Annotated in this window: 11 protein-coding genes and 7 pseudogenes; 9 read left to right on the top strand and 9 right to left on the bottom strand. The window is 69.6% G+C overall.

The window, feature by feature from the left end:
* Positions 1–96 precede the first annotated feature (96 nt).
* From ABZV31_RS34100 to ABZV31_RS34090, 3 genes and pseudogenes are all read left to right on the top strand, one after another.
* Positions 97–380 (top strand): annotated as a pseudogene (locus ABZV31_RS34100) (FCD domain-containing protein); the annotation flags it as partial.
* A pseudogene (locus ABZV31_RS34095) lies at positions 378–1783 on the top strand (alpha-amylase family glycosyl hydrolase); the annotation flags it as partial. The pseudogenes ABZV31_RS34100 and ABZV31_RS34095, both read left to right, overlap by 3 nt.
* Positions 1784–1852: 69 nt before the next feature.
* Positions 1853–4036 (top strand): discoidin domain-containing protein, encoded by a 2184-nt coding sequence (locus ABZV31_RS34090; RefSeq protein ID WP_355900723.1) that lies wholly within the window; start codon positions 1853–1855, stop codon positions 4034–4036.
* Here ABZV31_RS34090 and ABZV31_RS34085 read toward each other — a convergent pair.
* The 5 genes and pseudogenes from ABZV31_RS34085 to ABZV31_RS34065 all read right to left on the bottom strand — a co-directional run.
* Positions 4005–4449 (bottom strand): annotated as a pseudogene (locus tag ABZV31_RS34085) (ATP-binding cassette domain-containing protein); the annotation flags it as partial. The gene ABZV31_RS34090 and the pseudogene ABZV31_RS34085 overlap by 32 nt on opposite strands.
* A gap of 2 nt (positions 4450–4451) precedes the next feature.
* Positions 4452–4547 (bottom strand): annotated as a pseudogene (locus tag ABZV31_RS34080) (nitrate ABC transporter substrate-binding protein); the annotation flags it as partial.
* Positions 4548–4565: 18 nt separating this feature from the next.
* The gene (locus ABZV31_RS34075; RefSeq protein ID WP_355900722.1) at positions 4566–5501 is read right to left on the bottom strand and encodes a PDR/VanB family oxidoreductase; all 936 of its coding nucleotides are present in this window, start codon (positions 5499–5501) and stop codon (positions 4566–4568) included.
* Complete coding sequence (locus tag ABZV31_RS34070; RefSeq protein ID WP_355900721.1) at positions 5498–5680, bottom strand: hypothetical protein; 183 nt, start codon at positions 5678–5680, stop codon at positions 5498–5500. Before ABZV31_RS34070 ends, ABZV31_RS34075 begins: the two co-directional genes overlap by 4 nt.
* Entirely contained in the window at positions 5677–6744 is a 1068-nt protein-coding gene (locus tag ABZV31_RS34065) for an aromatic ring-hydroxylating dioxygenase subunit alpha (RefSeq protein ID WP_355900720.1), read from the bottom strand. The genes ABZV31_RS34070 and ABZV31_RS34065 overlap by 4 nt, the downstream gene beginning before the upstream one ends.
* Positions 6745–7571: 827 nt before the next feature.
* Here ABZV31_RS34065 and ABZV31_RS34060 point away from each other — a divergent pair.
* The 3 genes and pseudogenes from ABZV31_RS34060 to ABZV31_RS34050 all read left to right on the top strand — a co-directional run.
* Entirely contained in the window at positions 7572–8117 is a 546-nt protein-coding gene (locus ABZV31_RS34060) for a winged helix-turn-helix domain-containing protein (protein WP_355900719.1), read from the top strand.
* A pseudogene (locus ABZV31_RS34055) lies at positions 8027–8473 on the top strand (IS630 family transposase); the annotation flags it as partial. The gene ABZV31_RS34060 and the pseudogene ABZV31_RS34055, both read left to right, overlap by 91 nt.
* A 61-nt stretch (positions 8474–8534) precedes the next feature.
* Positions 8535–8988 (top strand): annotated as a pseudogene (locus ABZV31_RS34050) (transposase); the annotation flags it as partial.
* Between the two features lie 39 nt (positions 8989–9027).
* On the opposite strand, the pseudogene ABZV31_RS34045 reads toward ABZV31_RS34050, so the two are convergent.
* Both ABZV31_RS34045 and ABZV31_RS34040 read right to left on the bottom strand, forming a co-directional pair.
* Positions 9028–9428: pseudogene (locus ABZV31_RS34045) on the bottom strand (IS5 family transposase); the annotation flags it as partial.
* Positions 9429–10223: 795 nt separating this feature from the next.
* Positions 10224–12536 (bottom strand): FdhF/YdeP family oxidoreductase, encoded by a 2313-nt coding sequence (locus tag ABZV31_RS34040; protein WP_355900718.1) that lies wholly within the window; start codon positions 12534–12536, stop codon positions 10224–10226.
* 275 nt (positions 12537–12811) lie between these two features.
* Between ABZV31_RS34040 and purU the strand changes: the two genes are divergently transcribed.
* From purU to ABZV31_RS34025, 3 genes are all read left to right on the top strand, one after another.
* The gene (purU, locus tag ABZV31_RS34035; RefSeq protein WP_355900717.1) at positions 12812–13684 is read left to right on the top strand and encodes a formyltetrahydrofolate deformylase; all 873 of its coding nucleotides are present in this window, start codon (positions 12812–12814) and stop codon (positions 13682–13684) included.
* A 351-nt stretch (positions 13685–14035) separates the two neighbouring features.
* Complete coding sequence (gene glyA / locus ABZV31_RS34030) at positions 14036–15301, top strand: serine hydroxymethyltransferase (protein WP_355900716.1); 1266 nt, start codon at positions 14036–14038, stop codon at positions 15299–15301.
* Positions 15302–15384: 83 nt separating this feature from the next.
* Positions 15385–16767 carry an L-serine ammonia-lyase gene (locus ABZV31_RS34025; RefSeq protein WP_355900715.1) on the top strand — a complete coding sequence of 461 codons (1383 nt, stop codon included), beginning with the start codon at positions 15385–15387 and terminating at the stop codon, positions 16765–16767.
* A 599-nt stretch (positions 16768–17366) separates the two neighbouring features.
* Here the strand turns inward: ABZV31_RS34025 and ABZV31_RS34020 are convergent.
* Both ABZV31_RS34020 and ABZV31_RS34015 read right to left on the bottom strand, forming a co-directional pair.
* On the bottom strand, positions 17367–17969 hold the full coding sequence (locus ABZV31_RS34020) for a sarcosine oxidase subunit gamma family protein (protein ID WP_355900714.1): 603 nt from the start codon (positions 17967–17969) through the stop codon (positions 17367–17369).
* Complete coding sequence (locus ABZV31_RS34015; RefSeq protein ID WP_355900713.1) at positions 17962–21225, bottom strand: sarcosine oxidase subunit alpha family protein; 3264 nt, start codon at positions 21223–21225, stop codon at positions 17962–17964. Before ABZV31_RS34015 ends, ABZV31_RS34020 begins: the two co-directional genes overlap by 8 nt.
* Positions 21226–21232 lie beyond the last annotated feature (7 nt).

Genomic DNA, 21232 nt, shown 5'->3' with positions numbered 1-21232 from the left:
GGTAGATGTCGCAATCCACACCAGGCCAGAAGGCCCTCACCCATTTCAAGATCACACGTCAGTGATCGCTGTCACCAACCTCCGTGGACAGAACACCTAGACGAGTACACGCACATCCGGTCCCTGATAGAGATCCCGACGACTGCGGCGCTGGCGACCACCGCCGACCCCGCCGACCTGGAGGCGCTGCGCCCGGTCGCCCAGGAGATCGTCACCTCCGCCTCGGCCGGCGACCTCATCGCGTACGTCGAGGCGGACCTGCGCTTCCACCTCGGCCTGCTGGCGCTCGCGGGCAACGAGCACCTCGTGGAGGTCGTACGGACCTGCGGCGGCGATCGCGGCTGTACGGGCTGACGGCCCTGGTCGAGCAGGGGCGGCTCTCACCCATGAAGGACGGCGGCTACGACGTCGCCGACTACCGCGCCATCGACCCCGCCTTCGGCACCCTCGCCGAGGCGGAGAAACTCATCGCCGAGGCCGGGAGCTGGGCATCCGCACGATCGTCGACATCGTGCCGAACCACGTCTCCGACCAGCACCCCTGGTTCCGTGCCGCCCGCGCCGGCGGCCCCGAGCGCGAGCTGTTCCACTTCCGCCCCGGCCGCGGCGACCACGGTGAACTCCCGCCCAACGACTGGACGTCGCAGTTCGGCGGCCCGGCCTGGACCCGGCTGCCCGACGGCGCCTGGTACCTCCATCTGTTCGCCCCCGAGCAGCCCGACCTCAACTGGGCCCACCCGGCCGTCCGCCAGGAGCACGAGGACATCCTGCGGTTCTGGTTCGAGCGGGGCGTCGCGGGCGTCCGTATCGACTCGGCGGCCCTGCTCGTCAAGGATCCCCGGCTGCCCGACTTCGTCGAGGGCCGTGACCGGCACCCGTACGTCGACCGCGACGAGCTGCACGACATCTACCGCTCCTGGCGACGTGTCGTTGACGAGTACGGCGGCGTCTTCGTCGGCGAGGTGTGGCTGCCCGACAGCGAGCGCTTCGCTCGCTATCTGCGCCCGGACGAGCTGCACACCGCCTTCAACTTCTCCTTCCTGTCCTGCCCGTGGGACGCGGACAGGCTCCGTACGTCGATCGACGAGACCCTCGCCGAGCACGCCCCCGTGGGCGCCCCCGCCACCTGGGTGCTGTGCAACCACGACGTCACCCGCACGGTCACGCGCTACGGCCGTGCGGACACCGGCTTCGACTTCGCCACCAAGGCCTTCGGCACCCCCACCGACCTCGCCCTCGGCACCCGGCGGGCCCGCGCGGCGGCCCTGCTGTCGCTGGCCCTGCCCGGCGCGGTCTACCTCTACCAGGGGGAGGAGCTCGGGCTGCCCGAGGCCGACATCCCCGTCGACCGCATACAAGATCCCATGCACTTCCGCTCCGGTGGCACCGACCCGGGCCGCGACGGCTGCCGGGTCCCGCTGCCGTGGGCGGCCGAGGAACCGTATGCCGGCTTCGGTTCCCGCGAGGAGCCGTGGCTGCCGCAGCCGGCCGACTGGGCGTCGTACGCAGTCGACCGTCAACAACGGGACACGGCCTCCATGCTCACCCTCTACCACGAGGCGATCCGCCTCCGTCCGGTGTTCGGCGACGACCCCCTCACCTGGCTGCCCGCCCCCGAGGGCGTCCTCGCCTTCACCCGCGCGACGGGCGTGAGCTGTGTCGTGAACCTCGCCGCCACGCCCGCCGAACTGCCCGACCACACCCAGCTCCTGCTGAGCCCCGGCCCCTTGGACGACCGGGGCCGTCTCCCGCAGAACACGGCGGTCTGGCTGCGCGCCGCCTGAGCCCGCGCACCCAAGACCGCCGACTCGCACCGCGCTATCCCCGCACCCCCACCACGAAGGGATCAGCACATGCATGGCACCACCACGGTCAGATCTGTCAGGTGCATGCCAGTAGTAGGCGCGGCCGTCGCCCTCGCGGCCGGCATGCTCGTCACCCTCGCAGCGCCCGCCGCCCACGCCGACGCGGGCGCCACCCTCCCCTTCACCTCGGTCGAGGCCGAGTCCGCCACCACTACCGGCACGAAGACCGGCCCGGACTACACCCAGGGCACCCTCGCCTCCGAGGCCTCCGGACGCCAGGCCGTCCGCCTCACCTCGGGCCAGCGCATCGAGTTCACCGTGCCGCGCGCCTCCAACGCCGTGAACGTCGCCTACAGCGTCCCCGACGGCCAGTCCGGCACGCTGAACGTGTATGTCAACGGCACCAAGCTCTCCAAGACGCTCGCCGTCACCTCCAGGTACTCCTACATCGACACCGGCTGGATTCCCGGAGCCAAGACCCACCACTTCTACGACAACGCCCGGCTGCTGCTCGACCAGAACGTCCAGGCGGGCGACAAGATCGCCTTGGAGGCCACGAACGTCCAGGTCACCGTCGACGTCGCCGACTTCGAGCAGGTCCCCGCAGCCGCCACGCAGCCCGCCGGATCGGTCTCCGTCACCTCCAAGGGCGCCGACCCCAGCGGCCAGGGCGACTCCACCCAGGCCTTCCGGGACGCCATCGCCGCCGCGCAGGGCGCAGTGGTGTGGATCCCGCCGGGCGACTACCGGCTGACCTCCTCCCTGAACGGCGTCCAGAACGTCACCCTCCAGGGCGCGGGCAGCTGGTACTCCGTCGTGCACACCTCCCGCTTCATCAACCAGTCCGGCTCCTCCGGCAACGTCCACATCAAGGACTTCGCCGTCATCGGCGAGGTCACCGAGCGTGTCGACTCCAGCCCCGACAACTTCGTCAACGGCTCGCTGGGGCCGAACTCCTCCGTCTCCGGGATGTGGATCCAGCACCTGAAGGTCGGCCTGTGGCTGACCGGCAACAACGACAACCTCGTCGTCGAGAACAGCCGCATCCTCGACACCACCGCCGACGGCCTCGACCTCAACGGCACGGCGAAGGGCGTCCGGGTCCGCAACAACTTCCTGCGCAACCAGGGGGACGACTCGCTCGCCATGTGGTCGCTGTACGCGCCGGACACGAACAGCAGCTTCGAGAACAACACCATCTCGCAGCCGAACCTCGCCAACGGCATCGCGATCTACGGCGGCACGGACATCGCCGTCAAGAACAACCTGATCTCCGACACCAACGCCCTCGGCAGCGGCATCGCGATCTCCAACCAGAAGTTCCTCGACCCCTTCAATCCGCTGGCCGGGACCATCACGGTCGACGGCAACACGCTGGTGCGCACGGGCGCGATGAACCCCAACTGGAACCACCCGATGGGCGCGCTGCGCGTCGACTCCTACGACAGCGCGATCAACGCCACCGTCAACATCACCAACACCACGATCACCGACAGCCCGTACAGCGCCTTCGAGTTCGTCTCCGGCGGCGGCCACGGATACCCCGTCAAGGGCGTGACCGTGGACGGGGCGACCGTGAAGAACACCGGCACGGTCGTCGTGCAGGCCGAGGCGCAGGGCGCCGCCGGATTCCGCAACGTCACCGCCACCGGTGTGGGCGCGGCGGGCATCTACAACTGCCCGTATCCGGCGGGCTCGGGCAGCTTCACGCTCACCGACAGTGGCGGGAACTCCGGCTGGAGCAGCACCTGGTCGGACTGCTCGACCTGGCCGCAGCCCGGCCAGGGCAACCCGGACCCCGACCCGAACCGCAACCTTGCCAAGGGCCGCCCGGCCACCGCCGGCGGCTCCCAGGATGTCTACACGCCCGGCAAGGCGGTCGACGGCGACGCGAACACCTACTGGGAGTCGACCAACAACGCCTTCCCGCAGTCCTGGACGGTCGACCTGGGGTCGAGCCAGGCCGTGCGCCGGCTGGTGCTGAAGCTGCCGCCGTCGTCTGCCTGGGGCGCCCGCACCCAGACCATCACCGTGCTGGGCAGCAGCGAGGGTTCGAACTACTCGACGGTGCTCGGCTCGCAGGGCTACCGCTTCGACCCGGCGACCGGCAACACGGTCACCGTGCCCCTGCCGAGCGGCACCAGCCTGCGCTACCTGCGGCTGACCGTCACCGCCAACACCGGCTGGCCGGCGGGCCAGTTCAGTGAAGTGGAGGCCTATCAGACTTCGTGACCGCCGCCGCCGGCTCCGCGACCGCCGGCGCCCCGCGCTTCGCCGCCTGGATCCGCTCGTACACACGGGTCCGCAGCTCGGCGAAGCGCGGGGCCACCCGCGTGTGCACCTGGTCCCGTTCGCCCGGCAGGTCGACCTTGAGCTGCTCCTGGACGACGGTGGGGGAGGCGGACAGGACGATCACCGCTCGCCGAGGTAGACGGCCTCGTCGATGTCGTGGGTGACGAACAGGATCGTGATGCCGCGCTCCCGCCACAGCCCCCGTACCAGGTCCTCCAGGTCGGCCCGGGTCTGGGCGTCGACGGCCCGAACGGCTCGTCCATCAGCAGCACGTCGGGCTCGCAGACCAGCGCCCGGGCGATCGCCACCCGCTGCTGCATGCCGCCCGACAGCTGCCACGGGTACGCGCCGGCGGGTCCTTGCCGTCCAGGCCGGTGGAGTTGACGCCGTTGACGACCGCCTTGACCGGAACGTTGTTGGTCTGGGCGATCATCAAGGACGTCATGTAAGCTGACAAGATTGTTGACAGTTACAGATCCAAGACGAGTCGCCCTCCCCGGCACCGGGACACGCAGATCATCATCGTCTCGCCGGCCGCCCGCTCCTCGTCCGTGAGCACCGAGTCGCGATGGTCCGGAGTGCCCTCGAGGACGTCGGTCTCGCAGGTGCCGCAGGTGCCCTCGGTGCAGGAGTAGAGCACCTCGACGCCCGCGGCGCGCACGGTGTCGAGCACGGAGACGTCGGGCGGGACGGTGAGGGTGCGGCCGCTCTGCGCGAGTACGACCTCGAACCCGGCGTTTTCATCCGCCCGTTGGGCCTTCGGCTGGAACCGCTCCACGCGCAGTACCCCGGCCGGGCACCGCTCCTCCACCGCGTCCAGCAGCGGACCGGGGCCGCAGCAGTAGACGAGGGTGCCCTCGGGGATGTCGTCCAGTACGGAGCCGAGGTCCAGCAGTCCCGTCTCGTCCTGCGGGGCGATCGTCACCCGGTCCCCGTACCGGCCCAACTCCTCTGTGAAGGCCATGGAGTTGCGGGTCCGCCCGCCGTACAGCAGCGACCACTCGGCGCCCGCCGCCTCGGCCGCGGCCAGCATCGGCAGGACCGGGGTGATGCCGATCCCGCCCGCGACGAAGCGGTAGCGGGCGGCGGGCTCCAGGCGGAAGTGGTTGCGGGGCCCGCGCACCCGGATCTTGTCGCCCTGCCCCACCTGCTCGTGCACGTGGGCCGACCCGCCCCGCCCGGCCGGCTCCCGCAGCACCGCGATCCGCCAGGCGGTGCGGTCGCCCGGGTCGCCGCACAGGGAGTACTGCCGTTCCAGCTCCGGGCCGAGGACCACGTCGATGTGGGCGCCCGGCTCCCAGGCCGGGAGCTGCTCGCCCAGCGGGTGGCGCAGGGTGAGGCCGAGCACGCCGTCCGCCGCCGCGTCCCGGCGGTCGACGACGAGTTCGGCTTCGTACACGCTCATGAGGTGTTTCCTTGCGGCTGGTGTCCTTCGGGGTGGCCGAGCATCCACTCCCACATCCCGACCGGGTCCTGGGCCGTGTGCTCGGCGCCGCAGTGACAGGTGCCGTGCAGGACGTCGGTGCCCGGCAGCCAGTCGATGCGGTAGATCTCGCGGGTCGCAGAGGAAGAAGGCGTGGTCACTGGACCTTCTCCACGGGCTTGTCGCCCTCCTCGACCAGTCGGGCGAGGATGCGGCGGGCCGCCAGGCCGCCGGTGTCGATGTTGATGCTCAGCTCCTGGTAGCCGGCGCGCTCGGTGCCGAGCGTCTTCTGCAGCAGGTTGAGCGCGTCGACGTCCTGCATGACGACCGTGTGGTTGAAGTCCCGCAGGAACGTGGTGACTTCCTCGTCGTCCTTGGCGAAGTCCCGGGAGACCGCCCAGAAGTCGTACACCTTGCCGTCGGCCGACGGGGTGATCGCGTACGTGATCTCGGTGTGGAAGCCGTTCGGGTCGCTGCCGTCGGGCTCGGGCAGCACGCCCACCGGGGCGATTCGGCTGTGCAGCAGGTACAGGCAGGGCGCGTGGTACTCGATGTCCTGCCAGCGGGTGATCCGGCCCTCGATGCCGGTCGAACGGGCGTAGAACGGCGGGCACTCGGCGTCGTCCATGTGCCGGCTCACCCGGACGATCCCCGCGCCCTCGTCGACCTCGGTGGTGATCGGCGTCTCGGCGACCTCGGGAGTGCCGATGTAACCGCCGTGCAGATACGTCTCGTGGGACAGGTCGAGGAGGTTGTCGACGAGGAGGCCGTAGTCGGCGTCGATCGGCTCCATGCCGCGGACGGTGACCCAGTCGGGGGAGTCGAGGTGCCGCGCGCGCGGGATGGTCAGCGGGTCGGCGAGCGCCGGGTCGCCGATCCACACCCACACCAGCGAGTCCTGCTCGACGACCGGATAGGAGGCGACGCGGGCGGTGCGCGGGATGCGCTTCTGGCCCGGCACATAGACACACGTACCGGTCGTGTCGTAGGTGAACCCGTGGTAGCCGCACACGATCCGGTCCCCGTCCAGTCGGCTCTCCGACAGCGGGAAGCGGCGGTGCACACAGCGGTCGTGCAGGGCGACCGGGGTGCCGTCGTCCTCGGTGCGGTAGAAGACGAGCGGCTCCCCCAGGATCGTCCGGCCGAGCAACTCCTCGCGCCCGACCTCGTGGCTGTAGGCGGCGACGTACCACTGGTTCCTGGCGAAGGCGGTCATGTGAGGCATGGCGTTCCCGTCCCTGTCGGCGGGGCCGCCGCCCCGCGTGCCGTGGTTGGGATCAGGGTCCCGACGGCCGTGGTTGCCGCGCAAGGCAGCTTCTGTCAGACGGAAGCATCTCTACGAAAGAGCTGGTCAGGGCCTTGCCATCCGCCTTGCGTATCACTGGAAGCGGCTGCGGAGTGACTCCGCTGGGCGGATCACTCCAGAGGTGGCCGCTGATGTGTTTGGCAAGCACGTCCGATCGTGGTGCTGTCGTGATTGTCCGGAAGTGGGATTCTTGTTGGTGAACGCACCAATTTCTTGCCGGTTCTTGAGCGGTACACCGGCAGAACTTACATTCCGGCAGTTCAAGACTGGTCAGTGCTGTCGCAAGGGCGTGCTGGGTCGAATCCGGGTCGAATTGGTCCGTCTTGGTGTACCTGGCTGTGTTGTCGCAGGTCAGGGAGGTGGCGGGCAGGATCAATCCGCGTGGGGAGAAGCGGACGGCTGCATGGAGCGGCTGCTGGTGTCCTCGCAGAAGTGGTTGGGGTAGGGGCGCGGGGCAAGTTGAGGTGGTGAGGGCCGCCGTGAACGGGTGGGCTCGCCCCTGTCTGGGCTTCTTGTCGTAGGAGGGAGAGGCGAGAGCGATGTCGTCGTGCATGAGCGGCAGGCCGCTGACACCTCGGCTGTCGAGGTATGGCATGCGTCGGGCTGGGCGCTGCCGCTTCTACGACCGCCGCGGTGCAGGTGTGGGGGCTGTGGCTGTCGGCGGACCCGCCCTGCCGAGTACTCAGGTTGAACTCGCGGAGTCCGTGGCCCGTGACGGTTCTTGATCGTTGCGGTACGACGTCGTCATGCGGTACGCGCATGGGGGCGGGCTGACGCCCAAGGAGCAGGAAAAGCGGGAGCGGGTGCGCCTTGAGGCGGCCGAGCGGTTCGCTCGCGGTGAGAAGAGCGAGGCCGTCGCGAGGGAGCTTCGGGTGACGTCGCGGTCGGTGCGACGTTGGCGGCGGGAGTGGGAGGAGGGCGGGGCGGACGCCCTGCGCTCGAAGGGGCCGGCCTCGGTGGAACGGCTGAGTTTCCGGCAATGGGAGCGGCTGGAGCGGGAGTTGAAGCGCGGCCCGCTCGCGCACGGCTGGGACGACGAGTTCCAGGGGTGGACGCTGAAGCGGGTCAAGCTGCTGATCGGGCGGATGTTCCACGTCGGGTACACGATCCAGGGCGTGTGGAAGCTGTTGCGGCGGCACGGCTGGTCCGCGCAGGTGCCCCTGCGGCGGGCGATCGAACGCGACGACGAGGCGATCGAGGTGTGGAAGGCCGAGGTGTGGCCGCAGGTAAAAGGACCGCGGCGGACCTGGGCGCCCACATCTGCTTCGAGGACGAGGCAGGCCAGGGGCTGAGGCCGCCGAAGGGACACACCTGGGCACCGCGCGGAGCCCGGCCGGTGGTGCGGGTGCGCGGCCGCAACCGGGGACGGGTCAACATCGCCGGCGTGGTCTGCTACCGCGCCGGACACCGCTCCCGGTTCTTCTTCAAGCTGCACATCTGGCACGGGCGCCGGGGCGAGCCGAAGGCGTTCTCCTGGCGCCAGTACCGCGATCTGATCGTCATGACCCACATCCAGCTCGGCACCCCGGTGGTGTGGTGCTGGGACAACCTGAACGTGCACCTGGTCAAGGAGCTGGCCGGCTTCGCCGAGGAGCACAAGGACTGGTTACAGATCTTCCAGATGCCCTCCTACGCACCGGAGCTGAACCCGGCCGAGGGAATCTGGTCGCTCCTCAAGCGGCACCTGGCCGACTTCGCCGCCGCCGAGGATCCGGGACATCGACAACGCCGAGGACCGCGACCGCGCCGAGGCGGCGATCAAGGCGTTCGAGAAGCTCTACGGCGCAAAGTTCCCCAAAGCGGTCAAGAAGATCACCGACGACCGGGAACAGTTGCTGGCGTACTACGACTTTCCTGCCGAGCACTGGATTCATTTGCGGACGACGAACCCTATCGAGTCCACGTTCTCCACTGTCCGGCTGCGGACCAAGGTCACCCGAGGTGCCGGCTCCCGCACCGCCGCCCTGGCCATGGTCTTGAAGCTCGTCGAGTCCGCCCAGCAGCGATGGCGAGCGGTGAACGCACCCCACCTCGTCGCCCTCGTCCGGGCCGGAGCTCGCTTCGAACGCGGCCTTTTGGTCGAGCGGCTGCGGTCGGCCGATTGAACCTGCTACTCCGCAGGAAGGGGACTCAACGGAATCTGCATCAACACCCAGCGCGTGAAGGTGAGCAGAGCCTCGCCAGCGATATCCTCAAGCCGTTGCTGCCCGGCCGTGCGCGGTCGACCGGGCTGGGACCGCTTTTGGGCCTCGCCGAGCGGCCCGAACGTGGGAGGAGTCGATCACCGCCCGTGACCAGTCCAGTTTCTGCTTCGACCGCAGCTCCTTCAGCAGCACCGCATGCAGCTGGTCCCAGACACCGGCCTCGTTCCAGGCTTCAAGGCGCCGCCAACACGTCATGCCCGAGCCGAAGCCCAGCTCCTGGGACAGGTACTCCCACTGGATCCCGGTGTGCAGCACGAACAGGATCCCGCACAGGGCCTGCCGGTCCGGCACTCGAGGTCGTCCTTCGACCTGCTTCGGGGCCGGTTCCGGCAGCAACGGCTCGATCAGCGACCACAGTTCATCCGACACGATCCACGGCCGCCGCTGTCTCTTCCCCACGATCAGAGCAACGAGCGAACAAGCCGACAGTCACATGATCAACAGCTTTTGTTAGAGCCAGTAATAGCCATTTCAGCTGGGGGCGTTCACGGGTGATCCTGTCGTAGTTGACGGGGCGGTCGCAAGCCTGGTCCTGTGATCGTCTTCGCACGCAATGGCGCGATTTCATCGGTGGGGTTGACTGGGGTTTGTTCCCGTAAGGCGGCTACCAGCAATAGAAGTTGGGGCTTGCGCCGAGAGGGGAGTCAGGACACCGGTGGCGTCTTTGACTCGATCACCGCCGATCGTGTGGCGCCGAAGACAACAGGTGTGTATCTGTCCGCATGTCTCTATCGGTGATTTCGTAACGGGCGGTTTTCGGGTGTCCGGCCGACCGCGCCCCACCCGTCACCGCTGGCCGGTGGTCACTTCCCCACCGTGACGGGCCACTTGATGCTCGTGGGCGGCCTGCACCTTCAGGGTCGCGTGCGGACTGGCGGTCTTCAGGCGGATCTCGTTGTATGTGCTGCTCCCAACTGCCAGGGCAGCGACGCTGACCGTCACGGTCACCCGGGTGGGCCCGCAGGCCAGGAGCTCGAACGAGGTCTGAACGCGGTGGCCGCGCCGGTGTTCACCTCTTGCGGGCCAGGTGATGGCCGCACTGAGCGCGTCGGGGGCCGTCCTCCCGGTTGACCGAGCAGCGGCCGGTGGAGGTTTCCGCCCTGGTACGAGCCGCGGCCGAGGAGATCTCGGCCGCGGCTCGGCCACCTGGGCAGGGATTGAAACGCGCACGTCCCGGCTCGGAGCGCGGCGGGCTCACTGGCTCGTGGTCCCCCCGGCAGCCGGTTCCAGCCGGACCACGATGGACTTGGACGTGGGGGTGTTGCTGATGGCCGCCGTGGAGTCCAAGGGGACCAGGACGTTGGTCTCCGGGAAGTACGCCGTGCAGCAGCCGCGCGGCGTCGGGAAGGCGACAGTGCGGAAGCCCGGTGCCCTCCGCTCCACCCCGTCCTCGTACTCGCTGACGATGTCGACGAGGTCGCCGTCGGCCAGACCGCGGGCGCCGAGGTCGTCTCGGTTCACGAACAGCACCCGGCGTCCCTGGTGTATGCCGCGATAGCGGTCGTCCAGTCCGTAGATGGTCGTGTTGTACTGGTCGTGCGAACGCAGCGTCTGCAGCAGCAGCCTGCCTTCCGGTACGCGCAGGATCTCCAGTGGGTTCACGGTGAAGTTGGCCCGACCGGTGGCGGTGGTGAAGCGGCGCTCGTCGCGGGGCGGATGGGGCAGAGCAAAGCCGCCCGGTTGCCGCACTCGGTCGTTGAATTCCTCGAAGCCGGGGATCACACGTGCGATGCGGTCGCGGATGCGGTCGTAGTCGGCCTCGAAGTCCTCCCAGGGCACGTGGGGGTCGCCGGGCCCGAGGGCGGCCCGGGCCATCCTGCAGATGATCGCCACCTCACTGAGGAGGTGATCGGAGGCGGGGGCGAGCCGTCCTCGCGAGAGGTGCACCATGCCCATGGAGTCCTCCACCGTCACCAGTTGGGGCCCCGAAGGCCTCAGATCGGCCTCGGTGCGACCCAGGCAGGGCAGGATGAGCGCTTGTTCTCCGGTGACCACGTGCGACCGGTTGAGCTTGGTGGAGATCTGCACGGTGAGTCGGCAGCCGCGCAGTGCCCGCTCCGTCAACTCGGTGTCGGGGGCAGCGGCGACGAAGTTGCCGCCCAGCCCCACGAAGACCTTCACTCGGCCGTCGCGCATGGCGCGGATGGTCTCGACGGTGTCGTGACCGTGGTGACGTGGCGGTTCGAAGCCGAATTCGGCGCCGAGTGCGTCGAGGAAGTCCTCGCTCGGCTTCTCGTGGATGCCCATCGTCCTGTCGCCCTGCACGTTGGAGTGGCCACGCACCGGGCACAGCCCGGCGCCGGGACGGCCGATGTTGCCGCGCAGGAGGAGGAAGTTGACGATCTCCCGGATGGTGGGGACGGAATGGCGGTGCTGGGTGAGGCCCATCGCCCAGCAGACGACGATCTTCTCTGCGGCGAGTATCTCTCGGAACGCGGCCCTGATCTCCTCCTCGGCCAGCCCGGTGGCCTCCAGGACGTCCTGCCAGGAGGTCTTGCGGGTGTGCTCGGTGAACTCCTCGAAGCCGTGCGTGTGCGAGGTGATGAAGGAGGCGTCGAGGACAGTGCCGGGTGCCTCGTCCTCCGCTTCCAGCAGCAGGCGGTTGAAGGCCTGGAACAGCGCCTGATCGCCGCCCAGCCTGATCTGCAGGAAGAGGTCGGCCAGCTGGGTGCCGCCGCCGACGATGCCGGACGGCCGCTGGGGGTTCTTGAACCGGAGCAGGCCGGCCTCGGGGAGCGGGTTGACCGCGATGACGCGGGCGCCGCGCCGCTTGGCCCGCTCTAGAGCGGAAAGCATCCGCGGGTGGTTGGTGCCGGGGTTCTGGCCGACGACAAGGATCAGGTCCGCCTCGTAGAGGTCCTCCAGGCTGACGCTGCCCTTGCCGATGCCGATCGTCTCGACCAGGGCCGAACCGCTGGACTCATGGCACATGTTGGAGCAGTCCGGCAGGTTGTTGGTGCCCAGCATCCGGGCGAACAGCTGATAGACGAAGGCGGCCTCGTTGCTCGCCCGGCCGGAGGTGTAGAAGGCGGCCTGGTCGGGGTGGTCGAGGGCGGCGAGCTCCCGGGCGATGACCGTGAACGCGTCCTCCCACGAAATCGCGCGGTAGTGCGCACTGCCCGCCGGGCGGTACATGGGTTGGGTGAGGCGCCCCTGCTGTCCGAGCCAGTAGTCGCTGCGGCCGGCGAGTTCCTCCAGACTGTGCTCGGCGAAGAACTCCGGGGTCACCCGGCGCAGGGTGGCCTCCTCCGCCACAGCCTTGGCCCCGTTCTCGCAGAACTCCGCACGATGCCGGTGTTCCGGTTCGGGCCAGGCGCAGCCCGGACAGTCGAAGCCGTCCTTCTGGTTGACCCGGAGCAGAGTGAGCAGGCTACGACGCGCACCCATCTGGGTACCCGCGTGGCGCAGCGAGGAGGTGACCGCCGGAATTCCGGCGGCGTAGTCCTTCGGCGGGCCCACCCGCAGTCGGGCGTCGCCGGGATCCTCAGCAGGTGCTTTGCGGGTCATCGATGGCGCTCCACGGTGTCTCGGAATCAGTGGAAGCCGGTCCGCCGCCGGGCTCCACGGACCACGCCGCATCAAGCGTCGCTGCCCGGGCGGCGGGGGCACAGCCTCGACGGTCGTTGCTCATTACGCTGAGAATTCCTCATAACGCAACATGACAAAAGAAGCCCGCCTTGCCGCCTCCTGTCAAGACCGCACCCTTGACCGAGCCCCCTCTCCCTTGGACGATGTTGCGTATCGCCCGCCTTGTTGCTCATTACGCACCACTGGAGGATGCCGTGCCACCTCGCCCCCGCCCCGGCCGCGAGTTCGTCCTCACCCTCTCCTGCCCCGACCAGGCCGGCCTGGTCCACGCCGTCAGCGGCTTCCTCGTCGACCACTCCGGGAACATCCTGGAAAGCCAGCAGTTCGACGACCGCCGGCAGGGCCGTTTCTTCATGCGCGTGCACTTCGACATCTCCGACCCGCAGACGTCACTGGAGCGGCTGCGCGCCGACTTCGCCCCGGTGGCCGAGGAGTACCGGATCAGCTGGCGGCTGTACGATGCGGCCGCCCCCACGCGTACTCTGATCATGGTCTCCAAGTACGGCCACTGCCTGAACGACCTGCTGTTCCGCAAGAGCACCGGCGCTCTCAACATCGAAGTCCCGGCGATCGTGTCCAACCACCGGGACTTCGAGCCGCTCGCACGGAGCCACGGCATCCCCTTCCACCACATCCCCGTCACACCGCATTCCAAGGCGGAGGCGGAAGCCGAACTGCTGGAGCTGGTGGAGCGGTTCGAGATCGACCTCGTGGTCCTCGCCCGCTATATGCAGATCCTCTCGGACGACCTGTGCAAACGGCTCGAGGGCCGGGCCATCAACATCCACCACTCCTTCCTCCCCAGCTTCAAAGGAGCCCGCCCCTACCTCCAGGCCCACCAACGAGGGGTCAAGCTGGTCGGAGCCACGGCCCACTACGTCACTCCCGACCTGGACGAGGGACCCATCATCGAACAGGACGTCGTCCGCGTGGACCACTCCCACGACCCCGACGAGCTGGTCACCATGGGCCGGGACGTCGAGGCCCGGGTACTGGCGCGGGCCGTGCAGTGGCACAGCGAGAGCCGCATCCTGCTCAACGGCCACCACACCGTGGTCTTCCACTGAGGGCCCCGTTTCTCCGCGTCGCGCCGATCGAGACCCGGCGAGGACGCACGATGCGCGGGCACCCCGCTGCGGCACTTCCCTTGACAACCTCGGAGCCAAAGGCGAAGCATGTTGCACATCTAGATGTATGTTGCGCTATACGAGACACAAGCAGGGTGCCCCATCGGGTTACGTCTCTCCCCCGTCGTATCGCCAGGAGTTCCCTCCCAGCCGACGCCCCCTCCCTCCGTTGGGCACCCGCAAGCTGGAGGGTCCCATGATCACGGTGCGCCGGATCGAAGACCCGCCGCCCGACAACTCCCCCGCCGAGGCGTACGGCGCCTCCTGCGCCCCAACCCTAGGAAGCCGCAGATGACTGTTCTGAACACGCCCCTGCACGAGCTCGACCCGGAGGTCGCCGAGGCGGTCGACGCCGAGCTGCGCCGCCAGCAGTCCACCCTCGAGATGATCGCCTCCGAGAACTTCGCCCCGCTCGCGGTCATGGAGGCCCAGGGCTCGGTCCTCACCAACAAGTACGCCGAGGGCTACCCGCGCCGCCGCTACTACGGCGGCTGCGAGCACGTCGACGTGGTCGAGCAGATCGCGATCGACCGGCTCAAGGAGCTGTTCGGCGCCGAGTACGCCAACGTGCAGCCCCACTCGGGTGCCTCGGCCAACCAGGCGGCCCTGTTCGCCCTCGCCCAGCCCGGCGACACCATCCTGGGCCTGGACCTGGCGCACGGCGGTCACCTGACCCACGGCATGAAGATCAACTTCTCCGGCAAGCAGTTCAACGTGGTCGCCTACCACGTGGACGCGGAGACCGGCCTGGTCGACATGGCCGAGGTCGAGCGGCTGGCCAAGGAACACCGCCCGAAGGTGATCATCGCGGGCTGGTCGGCGTACCCGCGGCAGCTGGACTTCGCCGAGTTCCGCCGGATCGCCGACGAGGTCGAGGCATACCTGTGGGTGGACATGGCGCACTTCGCGGGCCTGGTCGCCGCGGGCCTGCACCCGAACCCGGTGGAGTACGCCGATGTCGTCACCTCCACCACCCACAAGACGCTGGGCGGCCCCCGCGGCGGCATCATCCTCGCCAAGAAGGACTTCGCGAAGAAGTTGAACTCATCCGTCTTCCCGGGCTTCCAGGGCGGTCCCCTGGAGCACGTGATCGCGGCCAAGGCGGTCTCCTTCAAGGTCGCCGCGTCGGAGGAGTTCAAGGAGCGGCAGCGCCGTACCGTCGAGGGCGCGAAGATCCTCGCCGAACGGCTGACGGCCGCCGACGCCCGTGCGGCCGGGGTCAACGTGCTGTCCGGCGGTACGGACGTGCACCTGATCCTGGTCGACCTGCGCGAGTCCGAGCTGGACGGGCAGCAGGCCGAGGACCGCCTCCACGAGGCCGGCATCACGGTCAACCGCAACGCCGTCCCGAACGACCCGCGCCCGCCGATGGTCACCTCCGGTCTGCGCATCGGCACGCCGGCCCTCGCCACCCGCGGCTTCACCGCTGAGGACTTCGCCGAGGTCGCGGACGTCATCGCTCAGGCGCTCAAGCCGTCGTACGACGCGGAGGCCCTGAAGGCCCGGGTGACCGTCCTGGCCGACAAGCACCCGCTGTACCCCGGCCTGAACAAGTAGTCGCGCTGTACGGGGGCACCGCGCGCACTGGGAGGTGAGCGCGGTTTCCCACCCCTTGCACCGCCCCCTATTGAGGAGTTCCCGTGGCCATCTCGGTCTTCGACCTGTTCTCGATCGGCATCGGCCCGTCCAGCTCCCACACGGTCGGCCCGATGCGCGCGGCACGCATGTTCGCCGTCCACCTGAAGGAGAACGGCGTACTCGCCCGGACCGCCACGGTCCGCGCCGAGCTGTACGGCTCCCTGGGCGCGACCGGCCACGGCCACGGCACCCCGAAGGCGGTGCTGCTCGGCCTGGAGGGCAATGAGCCGCACACGGTCGACATCGTCCAGGCCGAGCACCGTGTCGAGCGGATCAAGTCGACAAGAAGGCTGCGGCTGTTGGGCGTCGAGATCGGCAATGCTCAGGAGATCGCCTTCGACTTCGACCACGACCTGGTCCTGCACCGCCGCAAGGCGCTCCCGTACCACGCGAACGGCATGACGATCCGGGCGTACGACGCCTCCGGAGCCGAGCTCCTGTCCAGGACTTACTACTCGGTGGGCGGCGGGTTCGTCGTCGACGAGGACGCGGTCGGCGCGGACCGGATCAAGCTGGACGACACGGTCCTGAAGTACCCCTTCCGCACGGGCGACGAGCTGCTGCGCCTGACCAAGGAGACGGGCCTGTCGATCTCCTCGCTCATGCTGGAGAACGAGCGGGCCTGGCGCAGCGAGGAGGAGATCCGCACGGGCCTGCTCGACATCTGGCGGGTGATGCAGGCGTGCGTGTCGCGCGGCATGTCCCGCGAGGGCATCCTGCCCGGCGGTCTGCGCGTACGCCGCAGGGCCGCGGTGACGGCACGTCAACTCAGGGCGCAGGGTGACCCCTTGGCGCACGCAATGGAGTGGATCACCCTCTACGCGATGGCGGTGAACGAGGAGAACGCGGCCGGCGGCCGAGTGGTCACCGCCCCCACGAACGGCGCGGCCGGCATCATCCCCGCCGTCCTGCACTACTACACCAACTTCGTCCCGGGCGCCGACGAGGACGGGGTGGTCCGCTTCCTGCTCGCCGCGGGCGCGATCGGCATGCTCTTCAAGGAGAACGCCTCCATCTCCGGCGCGGAGGTCGGCTGCCAGGGCGAGGTCGGCTCGGCCTGCTCGATGGCGGCGGGCGCTCTGGCGGAGGTGCTGGGCGGCACCCCCGAGCAGGTGGAGAACGCGGCCGAGATCGGCATGGAGCACAACCTGGGCCTGACGTGCGACCCGGTCGGCGGCCTGGTCCAGATCCCGTGCATCGAGCGCAACGGCATGGCCGCGGTGAAGGCGGTCACGGCCGCACGGATGGCGATGCGCGGCGACGGCTCGCACAAGGTCTCCCTCGACAAGGTCATCAAGACCATGAAGGACACCGGTGCCGACATGTCGGTCAAGTACAAAGAGACCGCCCGGGGCGGCCTCGCCGTCAACATCATCGAATGCTGAGCGTGGCGGCCAACGCGCCGGCCGCATCCAGCCGTCAGCACCGAGGCAACCGGGAGCAACACCACATGGTGATCGCGGCCGAGGTGGGCGGCCTGCCGGCGGCCGTGCGGAACGAGGGGAGCGGCGTGCTCGTGCCAGGGCACGCTCCGGCCGACCAGGGCGCTTCTGACGGCTCTTGAAGCTGTCTCTCGAATGGAACGGGCGCTTCCGGTGAGGTGATCAGCGCCTCACGAGGTGCTTCGCGTCGGGCCGGCGGGCGATCCGGCGGCCGACCAAGAGCCATCAGAAGCGCCCTGCCCGGGCGCCCGGCCGCCTCACCCATCCGGCGCTCTCGGCCCGGATGGGTGAGGCGGCCGCCCGGCACGCCGGGTCCTTCGGCTGGGGCACGGCGGCCGCCGCGACCGTGGACGTCCACACAGCGGCGATGCGCCAACGACCGTGTCCACGCCCGCTGTTCGATGCGTGACCGTCCGGACGCGCGGCCATGGGCTCGCTCATGAGCAGGCGACTCACCCGGTCATGAGCGAGCGCACAGAGGCTGTGGGAGCCCCTTGAGCGGCTCCCACAGCATGGACAACGCCGACCCTCGTCCAGGTCGTTCAGATGTACTCCGTCGCCGCGTCCAGCAGCCAGTCCACCAGATAGCCGGCGAAGGACGCACGGACCAGCACCCAGAATCCGGCCCTTGGCTCGTCCCGGGCGACCAGAACTATCTGCGTGCGGCCCAGTGTCGTCTGGGCGCAGCGTCCGGCGCCGAAGGCGCGAGGATGCAGGTCCAGCGGGCAGCCGTGGGCCAGAAGGTCGCGGGCGTGGGGGCCCGCTACGAGGAGTGTGGTGCGCTGGGCGGAGACGTCGGTGACGGAGACGGGCTCGTCCCCCACGGCCTCCCGGATCCGGCTCTCCAGGTCCCGCTGACCGCCGGGCGGGCCCACCAGCAGCCATTCGTCCGGGCCCAGCCACAACGCCGTCAACTCCCCAGCGCGTACGGCGGTGTTCGGTTCGAGGGGCAGTGGCAGGTCCAGCGCGAGCCCGACGGCGTCCGCAGCTGCTCCCTTGGCGTCGAGGCGCACGTTGATCTGGGTCAGGAAGGGGAGTTCCGCCAGCCGGATGGCACCCCTGGACGTGCGTGTTGCGGCGGCCAGGCGGTCGGCGGCGTGCGACAGGGGGCTGCGGAGCGGGGCGGAAAGGGCGGTGTCAGCCATCGCGGCGGGCTCCCTCGGGGTCGTAGAGGACGGGGCTTGCGACGGTCACCGGAACCAGCCGGTCGCCCACGGGGGCGTAGAGCCGCTCGCCGATACGGTCCCGGCCCCCCTTGATCAGGGCGAGCGCGAAGGTCCGGCCGAGGGCGGCACTGCGGTAGCTGGAGGTGACGTGGCCGAGCATCGGAACGGGCGGCGCCGGCAGCACGCTGTCGGCGACCAGGTGGGTGCCCTCGGGGAGCAAGGTCCCCGGGTCCTCGGGGAGCAGGCCCACCAGGTGCTTGCGGTCGGCGCGGACGGTGTCGGCGCGCGCGTGGGAGCGCTTGCCGATGAAGTCGCGTTTCTTCTTCGACACCGCCCAGCTCATTCCGAGGTCCTGTGGAGTGACGGTGCCGTCGGTGTCCTGGCCGATGATGGGGTAGCCCTTCTCCGCCCGCAGGACGTGCATGGTCTCCGTGCCGTACGGCGTGATGCCGTACGGGGCGCCGGCCTCGTACAGCGCCTCCCAAAGGGCGAGGGCCTCCCACGGCGACACGTTGATCTCGTAGGCCAGTTCGCCGGAGAAGCTGATCCGGCACACCCTGGCCTCTATGCCCGCGACCGTCGTCTCCCGCCATGCCATGAACGGGAAGTCGTTGTTGTCCAGGGCCAGTTGGGGCGCGAGCGCGCCGAGGACCTGGCGCGAACGCGGGCCGACCAGGGCTACGGTGGCCCACTGCTCGGTGACAGAGGTGCAGTGGACGCGCAGTCCGGGCCACTCGGTCTGCAGCCACTCCTCCATCCAGTCCAGGACCGCCGCCGCGTTGCCCGTCGTCGTGGTGACCAGAAAACGGTCCTGAGCGACGCGGATGACGGTACCGTCGTCGAAGACCATGCCGTCCAGGCGGCACATGACGCCGTAGCGGATCATGCCGACCTTCAGGGTGCTCATCATGTTGGTGTAGAGCCGGTCGAGGAAGACGGCGGCGTCCGGGCCCTGTACGTCGATCTTGCCGAGGGTGGAGGCGTCCATGAAGGCCACGCCCTCGCGGGCCGCCCGGCACTCGCGCAGCACGGCGGCTTCCATGTCCTCGCCGTCCTGCGGGTAGTACCAGGGCCGCTTCCACTGGCCGACGTTCTCGAACAGGGCGCCGTGCGCGACATGCCACTCGTGCAGGGCGGTCACCCGCACCGGGTCGTGCAGCGCACCGCGGTCGCGGCCGGCGAGCGTGGCGAAGGAGACCGGCGTGTAGGGCGGCCGGAACGTGGTCGTGCCGAGCGCCGAGATGTCCACCCCGAGCAGTTCGGCGACGACGCCACTGGCCAGGACCCCGGAGGTCTTGCCCTGGTCGTTGGCGGTACCGGCCGTGGTGTAGCGCTTGGTGTGCTCGACCGAGCGCATACCGGCACCGGTCGCCCGGGCCAGGTCGTCCACGGTGACGTCCCGTTGGAGGTCGACGAAACGGGGGGCGTCCGAGGCACCGGGGACGACGTACACGTGCATGGGTGGCGTCTGCTGCGGCTGTGCGGCCACCTCCGGGAGGCGGGGCGCCGCGGGGGTGTAGCCCTCGGCCTCGATGGCGCGGGCACCGGCGGCCGCGCCCTGTGCCAGGACCGCGGCCAGGTCGAGGATGCCGTTCGCACTGCCCACGACCTCGACCGCCTGACGGCAGGTGTCGGGAACGAAGGAGCCGAGCGCCTCGTCGTAGCGCAGCTTGCCGCCCGCCTGGCTGAACAGGTGCGCCACCGGGTTCCAGCCGCCGGAGACCAGCAGCAGGTCGGCGGCGTACTCTCGCCGCCCTGTGGACTCCCCGTACGGGGCGACGGTGACAGCGGTGAGGCGCGCGTTGCCTTCCGTGCCGGTGACGGCATGCCCGGTCAGCACCTCGACGCCGGCCGCCCTGGCGCGCTCCGCCCACTCCCCCGGTTCGGGGCGGGTGTCGACGATCGCCGCGATGTCCACGCCCGCCGCGGTGAGATCCAGCGCTGCCGCGTAGGCGCTGTCGTTGGTGGTGAAGACGACCGCGTGGCGGCCGGGCAGGACACCGTAGCGGTTGACGTAGGTGCGGGCCGAGGCGGCCAGCATCACTCCGGGGCGGTCGTTGTCCGCGAAGGCCAGCGAGCGCTCGTGGGCGCCGGTGGCAAGGACGACGCGACGCGCCCGGATGCGCCAGACACGTTCGCGGGAGACGTTTGCGGGGGCGTCGGCGCCGAGGTGGTTGGTACGGCGCTCGACGGCGAGGAGGTGATTGTCGTCGTAGTACCCGAAGACGGTGGTGCGGCGCAGCACACGCACCTCGGGGTCGGCTTCGAGTCGCCCGGCGACCTCCTCCACCCAGTCGAGGTGTTCACCCGTGCCCAGGAGGCTGCCGCCCGGTTCCGGCTGGTCGTCGGCGAGGATGACGCGTGCTCCGCTGCGCGCGGCCGCTGCCGCCGCGGCGAGTCCCGCCGGTCCCGCGCCGACCACGAGCAGGTCGCAGTGCGCGTGTATGGCGTCGTAGCGGGCCGGGTCGGGCTCGGTGGCGAGGCGTCCCTGACCGGGCAGGCTGCTCGCCACCAGGCCGTCGTACAGCTCGACGGTCGTCGCGGGCAGCATCGGCTCCGGGAAGGGTGCCTCGATCTGGACGACGGCGTTGGGTTCCTCGACGCCCGCCGAGAAGATGCCGCGGGGGCGGCCGAGTTTGATGCTGGTGCCGGCCTGGATGACGCCGCCCGCGAGGAGGGCGGAGGCGAGGGTGTCGCCGCGGAAGCCCTGGTATTGGGTGCCGTCGAAGGTGAAGGTGAGGGGCTCGTCCCGGTGAACTCGACCGCCTGCCGACAGCCGGAGCGGCTGACCGGCTACGCCGATCGCGGCAGGCTCCGGGGCTTGTTGCGGCTTCACCGTCGAGTACCGACCGGTGGGCGTGGATCGCCCTTCGGGCTGTTCCTCGAACTCACCCGAGCTCTTGGCTTCGCTCGAGCAGGGGGGACCTCCATGGCGGGCTGAATTCACTGGACGGGGCTCAACAGTTGCCGGGCGCTCCTCACCCGCCCGGTACACCGCGAGGATCTCGTTCGTCGACGTGTCCCGCACCGCGTTGAACCAGCGGCGGCAGCCCGCCGCGTGACTCCAGCGTTCGGCGAAGGGCCCCTTGGGGTTGTCGCGGAAGAACAGATACCGGGCCCACTCCTCGTCGGTGAGGGCCGCCGGGTCCTCCGGATAGGGCACGTGTGCCTGGCCGCCGTAGTGGAACTCGGTCTCGTCGCGGGGCCCGCACCACGGGCAGGGGATGAGCAGCATGGTTCGG

Origin of the sequence: Streptomyces sp. NPDC005202, assembly GCF_040608235.1 — a bacterium.
GTDB lineage: Bacteria > Actinomycetota > Actinomycetes > Streptomycetales > Streptomycetaceae > Streptomyces.
This window is presented reverse-complemented; position numbering and strand designations above follow the sequence as displayed.

What these genes read in the sequence shown, in the direction of transcription:
- ABZV31_RS34075 (WP_355900722.1), bottom strand. Translation starts at nt 5,501, where the DNA reads ATGAGCGTGTACGAAGCCGAACTCGTCGTCGACCGCCGGGACGCGGCG.
- ABZV31_RS34090 (WP_355900723.1), top strand. Translation starts at nt 1,853, where the DNA reads ATGCATGGCACCACCACGGTCAGATCTGTCAGGTGCATGCCAGTAGTA.
- ABZV31_RS34060 (WP_355900719.1), top strand. Translation starts at nt 7,572, where the DNA reads ATGCGGTACGCGCATGGGGGCGGGCTGACGCCCAAGGAGCAGGAAAAG.
- ABZV31_RS34015 (WP_355900713.1), bottom strand. Translation starts at nt 21,225, where the DNA reads ATGCTGCTCATCCCCTGCCCGTGGTGCGGGCCCCGCGACGAGACCGAG.
- ABZV31_RS34020 (WP_355900714.1), bottom strand. Translation starts at nt 17,969, where the DNA reads ATGGCTGACACCGCCCTTTCCGCCCCGCTCCGCAGCCCCCTGTCGCAC.
- glyA (WP_355900716.1), top strand. Translation starts at nt 14,036, where the DNA reads ATGACTGTTCTGAACACGCCCCTGCACGAGCTCGACCCGGAGGTCGCC.
- ABZV31_RS34065 (WP_355900720.1), bottom strand. Translation starts at nt 6,744, where the DNA reads ATGCCTCACATGACCGCCTTCGCCAGGAACCAGTGGTACGTCGCCGCC.
- ABZV31_RS34040 (WP_355900718.1), bottom strand. Translation starts at nt 12,536, where the DNA reads ATGACCCGCAAAGCACCTGCTGAGGATCCCGGCGACGCCCGACTGCGG.